Source organism: Clostridium sp. (assembly GCF_029258205.1).
Taxonomy (GTDB): domain Bacteria; phylum Bacillota; class Clostridia; order Clostridiales; family Clostridiaceae; genus Sarcina.
On sequence record NZ_JARHZJ010000082.1, the window covers coordinates 1 to 14,366 of the forward strand.

Annotated in this window: 17 protein-coding genes; 3 read left to right on the forward strand and 14 right to left on the reverse strand. The window is 29.1% G+C overall.

What is annotated here, in order from left to right:
* The 4 genes from rpmF to pta all read right to left on the reverse strand — a co-directional run.
* A partial coding sequence (rpmF, locus tag Q1J60_RS09915; protein WP_300261552.1) for a 50S ribosomal protein L32 occupies positions 1-131 on the reverse strand: 131 nt, incomplete at its 3' end.
* 15 nt (positions 132-146) lie between these two features.
* Positions 147-641 carry a YceD family protein gene (locus Q1J60_RS09920; protein ID WP_003449453.1) on the reverse strand — a complete coding sequence of 165 codons (495 nt, stop codon included), beginning with the start codon at positions 639-641 and terminating at the stop codon, positions 147-149.
* A gap of 118 nt (positions 642-759) precedes the next feature.
* Complete coding sequence (locus tag Q1J60_RS09925; protein WP_300261516.1) at positions 760-1,956, reverse strand: acetate/propionate family kinase; 1,197 nt, start codon at positions 1,954-1,956, stop codon at positions 760-762.
* Positions 1,957-2,046: 90 nt separating this feature from the next.
* Positions 2,047-3,048 (reverse strand): phosphate acetyltransferase, encoded by a 1,002-nt coding sequence (gene pta, locus Q1J60_RS09930; RefSeq protein WP_300261519.1) that lies wholly within the window; start codon positions 3,046-3,048, stop codon positions 2,047-2,049.
* 234 nt (positions 3,049-3,282) lie between these two features.
* Between pta and Q1J60_RS09935 the strand changes: the two genes are divergently transcribed.
* Both Q1J60_RS09935 and spoVV read left to right on the forward strand, forming a co-directional pair.
* The gene (locus tag Q1J60_RS09935) at positions 3,283-4,491 is read left to right on the forward strand and encodes a nucleotidyltransferase (protein ID WP_300261521.1); all 1,209 of its coding nucleotides are present in this window, start codon (positions 3,283-3,285) and stop codon (positions 4,489-4,491) included.
* A 64-nt stretch (positions 4,492-4,555) separates the two neighbouring features.
* Positions 4,556-5,716, forward strand: coding sequence for a dipicolinic acid transporter SpoVV (gene spoVV, locus Q1J60_RS09940; protein ID WP_300261524.1), 1,161 nt, complete (start codon positions 4,556-4,558; stop codon positions 5,714-5,716).
* Here spoVV and Q1J60_RS09945 read toward each other — a convergent pair.
* The 6 genes from Q1J60_RS09945 to Q1J60_RS09970 form a co-directional block, all read right to left on the reverse strand.
* Entirely contained in the window at positions 5,699-6,229 is a 531-nt protein-coding gene (locus Q1J60_RS09945) for an ATPase (protein WP_300261527.1), read from the reverse strand. The two genes, spoVV and Q1J60_RS09945, sit on opposite strands and share 18 nt — an antisense overlap.
* Positions 6,230-6,237: 8 nt before the next feature.
* Positions 6,238-6,732 (reverse strand): pantetheine-phosphate adenylyltransferase, encoded by a 495-nt coding sequence (gene coaD / locus Q1J60_RS09950; protein WP_300261530.1) that lies wholly within the window; start codon positions 6,730-6,732, stop codon positions 6,238-6,240.
* Between the two features lies 1 nt (position 6,733).
* Entirely contained in the window at positions 6,734-7,291 is a 558-nt protein-coding gene (gene rsmD, locus Q1J60_RS09955; RefSeq protein WP_300261533.1) for a 16S rRNA (guanine(966)-N(2))-methyltransferase RsmD, read from the reverse strand.
* A 64-nt stretch (positions 7,292-7,355) separates the two neighbouring features.
* Complete coding sequence (recG, locus tag Q1J60_RS09960; RefSeq protein WP_300261535.1) at positions 7,356-9,428, reverse strand: ATP-dependent DNA helicase RecG; 2,073 nt, start codon at positions 9,426-9,428, stop codon at positions 7,356-7,358.
* 153 nt (positions 9,429-9,581) lie between these two features.
* Positions 9,582-11,228 (reverse strand): DAK2 domain-containing protein, encoded by a 1,647-nt coding sequence (locus Q1J60_RS09965; protein ID WP_300261537.1) that lies wholly within the window; start codon positions 11,226-11,228, stop codon positions 9,582-9,584.
* Positions 11,229-11,241: 13 nt separating this feature from the next.
* On the reverse strand, positions 11,242-11,589 hold the full coding sequence (locus Q1J60_RS09970; protein ID WP_300261540.1) for an Asp23/Gls24 family envelope stress response protein: 348 nt from the start codon (positions 11,587-11,589) through the stop codon (positions 11,242-11,244).
* 194 nt (positions 11,590-11,783) lie between these two features.
* Between Q1J60_RS09970 and rpmB the strand changes: the two genes are divergently transcribed.
* Positions 11,784-11,975 (forward strand): 50S ribosomal protein L28, encoded by a 192-nt coding sequence (gene rpmB / locus Q1J60_RS09975; protein WP_003458496.1) that lies wholly within the window; start codon positions 11,784-11,786, stop codon positions 11,973-11,975.
* A 94-nt stretch (positions 11,976-12,069) separates the two neighbouring features.
* On the opposite strand, the gene spoVM is transcribed toward rpmB, so the two are convergent.
* The 4 genes from spoVM to rsgA form a co-directional block, all read right to left on the reverse strand.
* Complete coding sequence (gene spoVM / locus Q1J60_RS13050) at positions 12,070-12,153, reverse strand: stage V sporulation protein SpoVM (RefSeq protein WP_100066303.1); 84 nt, start codon at positions 12,151-12,153, stop codon at positions 12,070-12,072.
* 65 nt (positions 12,154-12,218) lie between these two features.
* Entirely contained in the window at positions 12,219-12,848 is a 630-nt protein-coding gene (locus Q1J60_RS09980; protein WP_300261543.1) for a thiamine diphosphokinase, read from the reverse strand.
* Between the two features lies 1 nt (position 12,849).
* Positions 12,850-13,503, reverse strand: coding sequence for a ribulose-phosphate 3-epimerase (rpe, locus tag Q1J60_RS09985; protein WP_300261546.1), 654 nt, complete (start codon positions 13,501-13,503; stop codon positions 12,850-12,852).
* Positions 13,503-14,366 (reverse strand): ribosome small subunit-dependent GTPase A, encoded by an 864-nt coding sequence (rsgA, locus tag Q1J60_RS09990; protein WP_300261549.1) that lies wholly within the window; start codon positions 14,364-14,366, stop codon positions 13,503-13,505. Before rsgA ends, rpe begins: the two co-directional genes overlap by 1 nt.

Here is a 14,366-nt window from a genome sequence, read left to right on the forward strand (position 1 = left end):
CATACTCTATGAGCCATTTTCATTTCATGACATTGTGGGCATTCTACGATACCTGGTAAGCTTGCCTTGAAAGTTTGAGCTCTTCTTGAATCTCTTTTTGCTCTGAACGTTTTTCTAGCTGGATTTCCCATTGTTACACCTCCTTATTACTTAAACAAGTCCATTAACTTTGCCATTCTTAAGTCAATTTCTTCATTGTCACATTGGCATGTTTCTTTATTTAAATCAATACCACACTTTTGACAAAGCCCCTTACAGTCTATGCTGCAAAGTCTTTTTATAGGTAAGGTTGAAATTACGTTTTCTACTACCGCTTCAGCAACATCTAATTCGTCACCTTCTACATAAGCAATAGAATCATCTTCTTGATTTGAATTATTTGTGAATTTCTCATCCATATCTATTGATACTTCATAAGAGAAATTAGTTAAGCATCTTGAACACTTCATCTGAAGTTCTCCAGTAATGTTACCTACTAACTCTATAAAAGACTCATTAGATATAACTTCACCAGTAAAATGTAGAGGCTTTATAACCTTCATATTTTCGCCTTCAAATTCGAAGCTTTTTAAATCCAGAACAAAATCCAAAGATTTTCTTCTTTCTCTTTTTGAGCATATTTCTGAAAAAATTAATTTCATAATCACCGTAGTTAAATAACTACTTTCACGCTCCTTAACATAAGATATGCATTGTTTACTCCTAAACAACACATATCTTATTATATTAACTAGCTATTTAAAAGTCAAGTATTTTATATTATTTACTTACAATACTTACTGTATCTTTCGCTATCATTAATTCTTCGTTAGTTGGAACTACGAAAAGTTTGATTTTTGAACCATCTTTGCTTATCTCAGCAACCTTAGCTCTTACGTTATTTCTTTCTTCATCTAACTCAATTCCTAAGAACTCTAAATCTCTACAGATAGCTCCTCTTTCTTTGATTGAGTTCTCTCCAACACCAGCAGTAAATACTATTACGTCACATCCATTCATCTCTGCAATGTATGCTCCTATGTATTTCTTAACTGAGTTTCTAAATAAATCTAAAGCTATTTGAGCTTCTTTACTTCCTTTATCAGCAGCTGCCTCAACATCTCTAAAGTCACTACTTACTCCTGAAACTCCAAATATTCCTGATTTTTTATTCATTAAAGTATTTACTTCTTTTGAAGTATATCCTAATTCATCTATTAAATATGTAACTACAGCTGGATCTATATCTCCACATCTAGTTCCCATTACTAAACCTTCAAGAGGTGTAAATCCCATAGTAGTGTCTACACATTTTCCATTTTTTATAGCTGCAATACTTGCACCATTTCCTAAGTGACAAGTTATTATTTTTAAATCTTCTATATTTTTTCCCATAACTTCTGCTATTTTAGCTGAAACATATTTGTGAGAAGTTCCATGAAAACCATATTTTCTTATATGTTCTTTTTCATATAATTCATATGGTAATGCATATACAAATGATTTTTCTGGCATTGTTTGATGGAATGCTGTATCAAATACAACAACCATGGGAACATTTGGCATTAATTCTTTGCAAGCATTTATTCCTATTATATTTGCTGGGTTATGAAGTGGAGCTAATTTAGCAAACTCTTCTAAATCTTTCATAACTTCATCTGTAACTAATGCAGATTCAGCATATTTTTCTCCACCATGAACAACTCTATGTCCTATAGCCTTTATTTCATCTAAAGATTTTATAACGCCATGATTTTCATCTATTAAAGCTTCTAACACTAATCTAATGGCATCTTGATGGTCTTTCATTGGTTTTATAATTTCAAATTTATCTTTACCTTCGCTCTTTTGAGTTAAGTTTGATCCTTCTAATCCTATTCTTTCTACTAATCCAGTTGATAAAGCCTTTTCAGTATCCATATCTATTAATTGATATTTTAATGATGAGCTTCCGCAATTTATCACTAATATGTTCATTATAAAATCCTCCTGTTAAACTTATACCCTTAATTTATTAAACTTAATTAATTTTAAGTTTATCCATATATATACAATTTTAATCAATTACTATTTAGTTGCTTGTGCTTGAACAGCAGTTATTGCAACAACGTTAACTATATCCTCTGAACTACAGCCTCTTGAAAGATCGTTTATTGGTTTAGCAAAACCTTGACAAACCGGTCCAATAGCCTCTGCATTAGCAAATCTTTGAACTAGTTTGTATCCTATATTTCCAGCTTGTAAATCTGGGAATACTAAAACATTAGCATTTCCTGCTACTTTACTATTTGGAGCTTTTTGAGATGCAACTTTTCCAACTATAGCAGCATCTAATTGTAATTCTCCATCTATATCTAAATCTGGTCTTAATTCTTTAGCTTTTTCTGTTGCTACTCTTACCTTTGTTACTAAATCATGGTCAGCACTTCCCATTGTTGAGAATGAAAGCATTGCAACTTTCGGATCCACTTTACAAAGATTTTTAGCAGTATCAGCAGTAGCTATAGCTATAGCAGCTAATTGATCAGCATTTGGATTTGGATTAACTGCACAGTCTGAGAATAATAACATTCCATTTTCACCATATTGTGAACCTGGTACCATCATTATAAAGAAACTTGATACTACAGATACTCCTGGAGCAGTTTTTATTATTTGAAGACCAGGTCTTAAAAGGTCACCAGTTGTGTGTACAGCACCTGATACCATCCCGTCTGCATCACCCATTTTAACCATCATTGTTCCAAAGTATAGAGGATCTCTTACGATTTTTCCAGCCTTTTCAACTGTCATTCCTTTAGATTTTCTTAATTCATAAAATTCATTTATATAAGTATCTAATTTATCTGAAGTTTCAGGATCAACTATGTTTACCCCTTCTAAATTCACTCCCAAAGCTTCAGCTTTTTCTCTGATTACTTGTTCTGAACCTACTAAATAAATGTCAGCAAGCCCTTCTTCTTTTATTCTTTGTGAAGCTACAAGAGTTCTCTCTTCATCACCTTCTGGAAGTACTATTTTTTTTCTATTATTTTTAGCACTTTCCCATATTTGTTTCATAAGTTCCATGTTCATTTCTCCTTTCAAGTCAAAGCAGATGTTATGTGTTACACACACAATACTAATTAATACTATACTCCTATACTAATATATTTTTCAACAGATAACAAACAAAAAAACGGTATAATAATATTGTTTTTATATTTAAAATTATCTGAATTTTCTAATAAATATATATACTTTATTATTTTTATATATTAGGTTATTATATTTTTATTAAAATAAGAAAAAGTGGTGATTTAAATGAATATAACTGGCATAATAACTGAATATAACCCTTTTCATCTAGGCCATGAACTTCACTTAAAAAGTTCAAAAGAGCTTACAAATTGCGATGGAATTATTTGTGTTATGAGTGGAAACTTTGTACAAAGAGGTTTACCTGCTTTAACAGACAAATGGACTAGAACAAAAATGGCCTTAGAAGCTGGAGTTGATTTAGTAGTAGAGCTTCCAACTCTTTTCGCAACTTCTTCAGCAGAATTTTTTGCCTTTGGTGCAGTATCTTTACTTAATTCCTTAAATGTAGTTAATAATCTTTGCTTCGGATCAGAATGTGGAGATATAAATTTAATAAAAAAACTTAGTGAAATTATTGTCAATGAACCTCTTATATTTAAAAAATATTTAAAGAATTATTTAAAGGAAGGTCTTCCCTTTCCTAAAGCCAGAAGTCAAGCTTTAATGAAATACTTAGATAATAATAATTATAAAATTGATTTTTCCTACTTAGAAAAAGTTCTCAACTCTTCTAATAATATATTAGCAATTGAATATTGTAAAAGCCTTTATAAGCTTCAAAGCTCTATAAAACCTATTACTATACAAAGATTAGGAGCAGATTACAATGATGAAGAACTTTCAAAAAATCAAATAGCCTCAGCTTCTGCCATAAGAAAAAGTATTTACACTTCAAGAATTGAAGAAAGCCTTGATTTTATGCCTGAATATAGCTACAACTTATTAAAAAATACTTCTTTTAGCGATTTAGATAAAATGTTTAACTTAGTAAAATACGCTATAGTAAGCAATCCTAATATATTAAAAGAAATACCTGAAGTTTCTGAAGGGATAGATAACAAAATAATTAAAAACATAGGAAAAGCTACTTCCTTAGATGAATTAATAAACCTATGTAAAAGTAAGCGTTATTCATATACTAGATTAAATAGAATTTTATGTCATGTACTATTATGTGTAAATAAAGATCTTCTTTCACTTAGAAAATCTTCTCCTAACTATGTAAGAATCTTAGGATTTAATAATAAAGGAAGAGAAATTTTAAAAGAGATTAAGAAAAGTTCTGAAATAAATATCGTTAATAAATTATCAAAAGCTAAATCAAATCCATTGTTAGAATTTGACATAAAAGCTACCAATATTTATAGCTTTTTAAATCCATCAGTTGAAATTAATAGTGATTATTTAATTAGTCCTATTATTTTTAGATAACAATAATAATATTATATATAATTAAATATAAATACTATATATGATTTCGTAAAAGGAGGAAACCATGTATAGTATTTTATTTTTACTTATAATAATAATTATTATTATTTTAATAAAATTATTAAAATTAAAAGGTAATGTTATTTTTTCTTTATTTTTAACCTTAACGATAATTTACTTTATAATCAACCCTAAACTTTCTATGGAAGCATCATTAGCTGGTGCAAAGTTATTTTTTAATTCTGTGCTTCCAACCATGTTTCCATTTATGGTTATATGTAACATGATAATTAATTTGGATGGAATAAAACTATACTCAAATATTTTAGGACCTATTCTATGTAAACCCTTAGGTTTAAGCTATCCTTGTAGCTTTGCTTTAGTTGCAAGTTTTCTTTGTGGATATCCACTAGGTGCAAAATATTCTACTGACTTATATAAGAAAGGCCTTATACCCCATAATGAATTTTTAAGACTTTTAAATATAGCTTCTAATATAGGACCTTTATTTTTATTAGGTGCTGTTGGAACATCAATGTTAGAAAATTCAACTCTTGGATATTTATTATTAATCCCAAGTTATCTTTCCGTTATTATTATGGGTATAATAACTAAAAATAAAAAAAGAGAGAACAAACTCCCTCTTTCTAACAAAGTCATTACTGAAAACAAATCTACTTATAACATAGGAGAAGTAATTAAAAAATCTATTGAAGATGCTTCCTTAAATATACTTGTCCTATGCGGATATATAATTATGTTTTCAGTAATAATAAGTATGATAAAAACCCTATTTATTTCAACCGGAACTTTAAAAAACTTAAGTTCCATTTTAAATATACCAGAGGATATATTTAATGGTTTACTTTTAGGAAGCATAGAAGTTACAAATGGATGTAACATAATAGCTTCTAGTAATTTATCGCTTTTTAGCAAATTACTCTTAATATCATTTTTAAGCTCCTTTGGTGGACTTTCAATAATAACGCAAACTTCATCTTTCTTTTATAAAGAAAATGTATCTATAATAAAATACTTTTTACTTAAAGTTTTACAAGGAATAATTGCTTTTGTACTTATGTTCTTCGTTTATATGATATTTAAAAATAATATTGCAGTTTTTCTTATAGAAAGTTCATTTTTAATTACACTTTCTCCGCTAATATTAATTATAGGAATAACACTTGGCTTAGCGATTTTATATAAATTAATTATCGCCTCTTAATTCCTTAATATTGCTTCTTATTTCACCAGTTGCTTTATCTAAGTCTTCGGTGAAATCAATAGCAAACTTCTCCATATTATTTTTCATATGATTAAGAAACTCTTCTCTCTTATTAGTTATTTCACTTTCTAATTGAGATAATATTTCATCAGCATATTCTCTTGAGCCTAGTCTAATAGTTTTTGCTTGTCTTTGAGCATTAGCTATTATCTCCTGGGCTCTTAATTCTGCTTCTTTTACTATATTATGATTCTCAATTCTTTTTTTCATCATTTCATAAGTTTCTTGCTTAACACTCTCATTTTCTTTTCTAGCTTCAGCTAAGATTCTTTCTTTCTCACCTAAAACCCACTGTGCTTTTTTAATCTCATCTGGAAGACAATTAATCACTTGGTCTATAAGTTCCATAACTTCTTTTTTATCAACAATAACTTTACCTGTTATAGGAACCTTAGAAGCTCCCTCAACAATATCTCTTAAGTAATCTAAAATTTCAATAACTTGTGACTCCATGTTAATAATTATCCCTTCCCTCTTAAACTAATAATCCTTTCCTCTAAATCCTCTACTATTTCTTTTGGAACAAAATTTTTTATTTCTCCATTAAAACTTGCAACCTGCTTTATTGCAGACGAGCTTATATAAGAGTAATTAGGGCTTGTAACCATAAATACAGTTTCAACCTCATTTGCTAATTCCCTGTTCATAAGTGCCATTTGGAATTCATATTCAAAATCAGTAACTGATCTTAAACCTTTTATTATTACATCTGCTTTTTCTTTTCTCACAAAATCAATCAAAAGCCCATTAAAACTTTTAACCTCAACATTATTGTATTTTGCAACGCACTTCTCTATAAGATTAACCCTTTCTTCTATAGAAAACATACCTTTTTTATTTATGTTTATAAGCACAGCAACTATGACCTTATCAAATTTACTTGAAGCTCTTTCAATAAGGTCTAGATGGCCTTTAGTAATAGGGTCAAAACTACCTGGATAAACCCCTACTCTCATTTTAGACCTCCTCTATTTTATAAAAGCAAACTGTTGTATTTCCATACTTCTTAACTTTTGTAAGCTTTATCTTTTCAGTTCCCTCAAAAATTTCTTCACTTGAATCTATTTTAGTAACTATTAACCCATCTTCTTGAAGCAAGTTTTTTTCCTCAATTATTTCTATAGCTTCTGGAATAAGATTTTTCATATATGGAGGATCTATAAAAATTAAATCAAATACTTTACCTCTTGAAGCTAAGCTTCTTAATGCAGAATAAGCATCTGTGTTTAAAGCATGACAAAAATCTCCAAAACCTAAATTTTCTATATTTTCCTTTAAAACAGGAAATGTCACTGGACTCTTATCAACTAAGTAACACTCTTTAGCTCCTCTACTTGCTGCTTCTAATCCTAAACTTCCCGTTCCTGCAAAAACATCTATAACTACAGCATCAGGTATATCCCATTGAATCATGCTAAACATTGATTCTTTTACTCTATCTAGTGTTGGTCTTGTTTCATATGTTGGTGGTGATAATAGTTTTCTTCCTCTTGCTTTTCCTGCTATTATTCTCATTTAAAATGTCCTCCTTTAATTTTCCTTAATTATTTTATCATATTACTAGTTTCTGAACAATTTACTAATTAAAACAAATATATCTACTATTTCTTTCAATTTCTCTAATTATTTCTGTACAAAGTTTTTTATTATCTTCATTTATATTATTTACTATTAATTTAGCTTCATGATTAGCACATTTTAATATATTTATATCATCAACTACATTAGCTAAAATAAATCCTTCATCTCCATGCTGTTTCATTCCAAAGACTTCTCCAGCACCTCTTAGTTTTAAATCCTCTTCTGAAATATAAAAACCATCTGAACTTTCTGTCATTATTTCCATCCTTCTTCTAGTAATATCATTTTTAGTATTAGCTATAAGAATGCAATAAGACTTATGTTCTCCTCTTCCAACTCTTCCTCTAAGTTGGTGAAGTTGTGCTAAACCAAACCTCTCTGCATTTTCTATAATCATCATTGTAGAGTTTGGTACATTAACACCTACTTCTATAACCGTTGTAGATATTATACCTTTTATTTCCCCATTTTTAAAGGTATTTATAATTTTATCCTTATCTTTTCCAGACATCTTACCATGTAAAATTTCAATTCTTACATTCTTAAAGATTCCATTTTTAAGTTCTTCATAAATTTTTTCAACAGAGTTTAAATTTAACTTTTCATTTTCCTCTATTAAAGGTGATACTATATAAAATTGTCTTCCTTTCTCTACTTCCTTTAAAGCAAAGTTATAAGCATTCATTCTTTGATTAATATCTACTAACATAGTATCTATTGGCTTTCTTCCAGGAGGCAACTCATCTATTATAGAAATATCCAAATCACTATATAAATATAAAGAAAGAGTTCTTGGAATAGGTGTAGCAGTCATTACTAAAACATCTGCCCTCTTATTTTTATTTATAAGCTTACTTCTCTGTTCTACCCCAAATCTATGTTGCTCATCTGTTACAACAAGACCTAAATTATTTAATTCAACATCATCCTGTATTACAGCATGAGTTCCTATTAACATTATTTCTTTTCCTGAAGCTATTTTCTCTTTTATTCTCTTTTTCTCTTTTTCCCTAGTACTTCCAGTTAAAAGCTCTATATCAACTCCAAATTGATCTAAATATTTTTTCGCTTCGGCATAATGTTGATTAGCTAATATCTCTGTAGGTGCCATAAGAACGGTTTGATACCCATTCATGTACACATTAAACATAGATATAAGTGCTACTAAAGTTTTTCCTGATCCAACATCTCCTTGAACTAATCTATTCATGGCAATATTTCTCTTTTGATCCATAAGTATTTCTCTAAGAGTTCTTGATTGTGCATTAGTTAAAGTATATGGAAGCGACTCTTTTAAATTTTTAAGAAGAGGACTCATTTTAAAGCTTATTCCACTATTTTCTTTCTTTATATGGGCCTTCATCATTATTATTTTTAATGAATAAGTGAACAATTCTTGAAACTTAAGCCTATTTATTGCACTTTGTAATTCTTCTCTTCCATTTGGAAAATGTATACTTCTTATAGCTTTATCTAAGGAAATAAGTTTATACTTCTTTACTATTTCATCTGGTAAATTTTCTTTTATAATCATATTCTTAAGTATTTCATTTATAAGCTTAACTAAAATTTTGTTTGTTAATCCATTTTTCAAAATATATATAGGTAAAATCTCACTTTTATTAGCTTCCTTACAAGGTATTAATGGATTAATAACCTCTAGAGTATTGCCAACCTTTTTAAATTTACCCATCAGATTATACTCATTACCTAAAATGAAATTCCTTTTTATGTAAGGCTGATTAAACCATTTTCCTATAACCTTTAAGTTATTATACATAAAGTTAATTGTAGTTAAAGTTTTGCCATTTCTAGTTCTTATTGAACTTCCATAATTTTGAACTCTACATTTTAAAATAGCTTTTTCATCACTTGTATATCCATTTAAACTTATGTTATCATTTAAAAATTCATAGTCTCTTGGAAAATATAATAGTAAATCTAAAACAGTAAATATACCAACTTTATTAAGTCTTTCTTTAAGTTTAGGTCCAACACCTTTTACTAATCCTATATCATCATATATGTTAATCCTAATCCCCTCCTTAAATAATAAAGCTAATTTAATCATCTATTAAAATTAATATACCTTAATTATATTCTTAAAATTGCAAAATTAAAGGATTATAACCATAAAACTTATAGCTATAACCCTATAATAAAATTTCTATTCAATATTAGCTTTAAAAAAACTAATATTCTACTAAAAATTATTAACTCTTAATTACTCTACTGACATTATGAAGTAATATAATGGTTGTTCTCCATTATAACATTGAATATCTAAATCTTCATATTTTCTTTCTAGTTTTTCAATCAAGGCATCAACTTTTTCCTCTTCACAGTCTATACCATAGAATATAGTGATTAACTCTGAATCTTCATCAACTAAAGAATCTATTAAATCCTCAGCTACTTTATATTGATCTTCTCCAACTTCTTTTATCTTACCTTCAACTAAACCTAAGATATTACCTTGTTTGATTTCTTTTCCATCAACTTCAGTATCTCTAACAGCATATGTTACAGATGTTGTTTTTACCATTTCCATAGCTTCATTTAATTCTTCAGTATTTTCTTCAACGTCAGCTTCTGGATTAAACATAGTTATACAAGTTATTCCTTGAGGAATTGTCTTTGTTGGTATAACCCTTATATCCTTATCTGATATTTCAGCTGCTTGATTAGCTGCCATAATTATATTTTTATTGTTAGGTAAAATAAATATATGCTCAGCATTTAACTTTTCAATAGCTTCTAACATATCTTGAGTACTTGGGTTCATAGTTTGACCACCTTCTATAACATAGTCAACACCTAAGTCTTTAAATATGTTTTTCATACCTTCACCCATTGATACTGATATAAATGCATATTTTTTAAACTCTCCAGCTGCAATACTCTCCTCTGTTTTAGCTGACTCTTCATCCATACCTTCAAGCATCTCTCTATGCTCTTCTCTCATGTTATCAATTTTAATTTTTGAAAGTTCTCCAAATTTAACTGCCTCTTCTAGAACTTTTCCGGGATTATTTGTGTGAATATGCACTTTAATTATATCCTCATATCCAACAACAACTAGAGAATCTCCCTTATCTATAACCTTTGATTTAAAGTCTTCTGCATGGTTTGAATCTCCTAATATTATAAACTCAGTACAGTATCCAAATTTAATATCTTCTTCACTCATAGTTTCGCTTCTTTGAGATTTAACTGCTGAAGATTTAACATCTTGTGGTGTACCTGTAGTTACTTTTAATCCATTTTCTAAAGCTTCTTGCATTCCTTGAAGGATTATTAATAATCCCATTCCGCCTGAATCAACAACTTTAGCTTTCTTTAATGCTGGTAACATTTCTGGTGTTTTATCAAGCATAATTTTACTTTCTCTGCATACTTCTCTCATAAGTTCAGTTATATTATCTTCTTTTAATGCTACAGCCACTTCACCAGCGGTTCTAACAATTGTAAGTATTGTTCCCTCTGTTGGTCTCATAACAGCCTTATACGCTGATTTACTTCCCTCTAAAAGTGCATTAGCAAATTCACTTGCATCAGCCTCTTCTTTTCCTTCAAGCCCTTTTGATATCCCTCTAAGAATTTGTGAAAGAATAACACCTGAGTTTCCTCTTGCACCCATAAGAGCTCCTTTAGCTAATTTCTTAGAAACTTCTCCAATGTTTTTGTTATCCATTCCCTCTATTTCTTTAACAGCAGCCTTAAATGTCATAGACATGTTTGTTCCTGTATCTCCATCCGGAACTGGGAAAACGTTAAGAGAGTTTACATATTCACTCTGTAACTCTAACTTATTTGCTGCATTACTCATCATATAATACAAGTGTTCCCCATTTACTTTATTAAAATTCATTCTATTTTACCTCCTAGACTCTAACTGCTTGAACATTTACTGTTATGCTAGATACTTTAAGACCAGTATAATTTTCAACATTATATTTAACTTTTTGAATTATATTGTTTGCTATTACAGATATTTTCGTACCATATTCTACCATAACAAATACTTCTATTGTTAACTTGTCATTTTTATCATCTATTTTTACGCCTTTTGTTAAATTTTCTTTTCTCATTAACTCCCAAAGGCCTTCTGTAGCACTCTTAGAAACCATTCCAACAACTCCGTAGCACTCCATTGTTGATAATCCAACAATCTTTGCTAAAACGTCATCAGTATAAGACACATTTCCATATTCATTTGAATATCCTATCATGGCGATTCCTCCTCAACTATTAGATATACTATATTCTATATTAAATACTTTGATTATTCAAGAACTATATACCTTTTGAAACATATTTTTAAAGAATTATTTTAATATTATACTTGCATAACAACTATATATTATGATAGAATATTATCTGTCCTATTGAAGATTTTATCTTCATTTTAAAGGAGGTGTTTTTAATGGCAAGAAGATGCGAGATTTGTAACAAAGGAGTTGTAGCTGGAGTACAATACAGTCACTCTCACAGACAATCAAAGAGAACTTGGGCTCCTAACATAAAAAAGGTTAAAGCAATCGTTAAAGGAACACCAAAAACTGTTCACGTTTGTACAAGATGCTTAAGATCTGGAAAAGTTCAAAGAGCTATATAAGAAATCTTTGGCTAAAATGCAGTTTAATAACTGCATTTTTATTTTGCATAAAAATAAGGGATAAGTAAAACTTATCCCTTAAATTTTTTCCATCTTATGTATCAGATTTCTTATTACCTTTAAACATTCTAACTATTTTAGCTAGGAACTTTGGTAATTTAATAGTCATTATTCTCATAAACTCTCTCCTACCTTTAAAATTATTTCTTATTTTATTTTATGCAGAAGAAACTCAAATTGTGTTTAATCTCTTGAATATATAACTAAAACTTCACCTTTCTCAAAAGATATATCAATATATTCATCAATAAACTCATTAGACACACATAATGAATCTCCTATTAAAAGTTTATGATTATAAAGTTCATATTTAGAACCTTTTATAGAAAAATTATTTACCGGGCAACCAAAAGCTTGAAATGATATATAATCACCAAATTCTTTTTCAAGAGTTGTCCCTTTATTCTTTAGGTAAATTTTATTATTATTATCAATAATATATGCCTCAATATTTCTTTCCAAAGCTTTTCTCAAAAGCCCTAAATTAGCCATAACATGATCTAATCTTGTTCCTGTAACCCCTAAGAATGTAATTTCTGTAGCACCTAATTCAACAGCTTTTAAAAAAGCAATGTCTGTATCAGTATTATCTTTCTCAGGATTAAATTTTTCTACTTTTATTTTATTTAATATATCCTTAAATTCTTCTCCTATAGAATCAAAATCTCCCAAAGCATAGTCTGGAGTAAATCCATTTTCTAAATAGGACTCAACCCCCCTATCAGCAGCTATTAATAAGTCACACCCTTTAATTTCACTTTTCAATAACTCACTACTAGGTTTTTCTCCTCCAGCTATTATAAGAGCTTTCATTTTATAGTGCCTCTCTTAAATCTTTAATATTTTCTTCTATTTTATCTTCTTTAAATACAGCTGATCCAGCAACTAAAACATTAGCTCCAGCTTCTACTATCTCTTTTATATTATTTGCACCTACTCCTCCATCAACTTGGATTAATAAGTCTTCCTTACCACAAGCCTTAGCCATTTCTTTTACTTCTTTTATCTTATCTAAACTATATGGTATAAAGCTTTGTCCTCCAAAACCTGGATTAACAGACATTATTAATACCATGTCTAATGAAGCTATTAAATTTTCAAGCATTGAAACTGGTGTACCTGGATTTAAAGCTATTCCAGCCTTACAACCTTTACTTTTTATGTAATTTATTGTTCTATCAATATGTCTATCAGCTTCATAATGTACAGTTATTAAATCTGCTCCTACACTTATAAATTCATCTATATATCTTCCTGGTTCCTCTATCATTAAGTGAACATCAAAAACAAGATTACTTAATCCTCTTATAGCTTTAATTATTGGAAATCCAAAGCTTATATTTGGAACAAAATGACCGTCCATTACATCTATATGTAAGAACTCTGCCCCACCATTTTCTACTCTCTTAACTTGTTCTCCTAAAATACTAAAATCTGCTGATAATATTGATGGTGCTATTTTAACCATTAATTATCCCTCCTATTTATTATATCTTCTAAAGTTTTTATATAAAATTCATATCTTAGCTTGTTTATTTTACCCTCTTCAACTGCTTCTTTAACAGCACACTTAGGTTCTTTATAATGATTACATCCATTAAATTTGCAAAGATTATTATAATCATTAAATTCTGGGAAACAATATTTTAAACTCTCTCTATCTATAAAAGTAACATCTAAAGTTGTAAAACCTGGAGTATCAACTAAATATCCATTGTCTACTTCTATAAGTTCACTATGTCTAGTAGTATGCTTACCTCTTCCTATTTTTTCACTTACACTTCCCGTTTGCATATGCTCTCTATCTATAAAAGAATTTAAAAGTGTAGATTTCCCTGCTCCAGAAGGTCCACAAAGTACTGTTATATTATCTTCTAGTCTTTCTTTTAAAGCATCAAAACCTTTTCCTTCTTTAGCATTTATGAAGAGAACCTCATAACCTATATCATTTATTAATTCCTTTAAAGTTTCTTTTTCTTCCTCTGTACACAAATCTTCTTTATTTAAACATACAACTGCATGTATATCATTATACTCACAAAGAGTTAAAAATCTATTTAATAAATCTAAATTTATGTCAGGATTTTTTATTGCAAATACAACAAAAGCTTGTGTTACGTTTGCAACAGTTGGTCTTATAAGCTCTGAGCTTCTCTCATGTATATTCTCTATTACACCTTTTCCATTCTCTACTTTTATGGTAACTCTATCTCCTACCATAGGCTTTAATGAATTATATCTAAATTTACCTCTAGCTTTACACTCAATAATTCCTTCATCTGTTTTTATATAATAGAATCCACCTATACCTTTTATTATAATTCCTTCCAT

Coding starts and splice junctions, on each gene's coding strand:
- spoVM (WP_100066303.1), bottom strand. CDS start 12,153: ATGAGAATAATGACTATTAAATTACCAAAGTTCCTAGCTAAAATAGTT.
- recG (WP_300261535.1), bottom strand. CDS start 9,428: ATGATTAAATTAGCTTTATTATTTAAGGAGGGGATTAGGATTAACATA.
- rpmB (WP_003458496.1), top strand. CDS start 11,784: ATGGCAAGAAGATGCGAGATTTGTAACAAAGGAGTTGTAGCTGGAGTA.
- Q1J60_RS09970 (WP_300261540.1), bottom strand. CDS start 11,589: ATGATAGGATATTCAAATGAATATGGAAATGTGTCTTATACTGATGAC.
- rpe (WP_300261546.1), bottom strand. CDS start 13,503: ATGGTTAAAATAGCACCATCAATATTATCAGCAGATTTTAGTATTTTA.
- rsgA (WP_300261549.1), bottom strand. CDS start 14,366: ATGGAAGGAATTATAATAAAAGGTATAGGTGGATTCTATTATATAAAA.
- Q1J60_RS09965 (WP_300261537.1), bottom strand. CDS start 11,228: ATGAATTTTAATAAAGTAAATGGGGAACACTTGTATTATATGATGAGT.
- Q1J60_RS09935 (WP_300261521.1), top strand. CDS start 3,283: ATGAATATAACTGGCATAATAACTGAATATAACCCTTTTCATCTAGGC.
- coaD (WP_300261530.1), bottom strand. CDS start 6,732: ATGAGAGTAGGGGTTTATCCAGGTAGTTTTGACCCTATTACTAAAGGC.
- rsmD (WP_300261533.1), bottom strand. CDS start 7,291: ATGAGAATAATAGCAGGAAAAGCAAGAGGAAGAAAACTATTATCACCA.
- pta (WP_300261519.1), bottom strand. CDS start 3,048: ATGGAACTTATGAAACAAATATGGGAAAGTGCTAAAAATAATAGAAAA.
- spoVV (WP_300261524.1), top strand. CDS start 4,556: ATGTATAGTATTTTATTTTTACTTATAATAATAATTATTATTATTTTA.
- Q1J60_RS09945 (WP_300261527.1), bottom strand. CDS start 6,229: ATGGAGTCACAAGTTATTGAAATTTTAGATTACTTAAGAGATATTGTT.
- Q1J60_RS09920 (WP_003449453.1), bottom strand. CDS start 641: ATGAAATTAATTTTTTCAGAAATATGCTCAAAAAGAGAAAGAAGAAAA.
- Q1J60_RS09980 (WP_300261543.1), bottom strand. CDS start 12,848: ATGAAAGCTCTTATAATAGCTGGAGGAGAAAAACCTAGTAGTGAGTTA.
- Q1J60_RS09925 (WP_300261516.1), bottom strand. CDS start 1,956: ATGAACATATTAGTGATAAATTGCGGAAGCTCATCATTAAAATATCAA.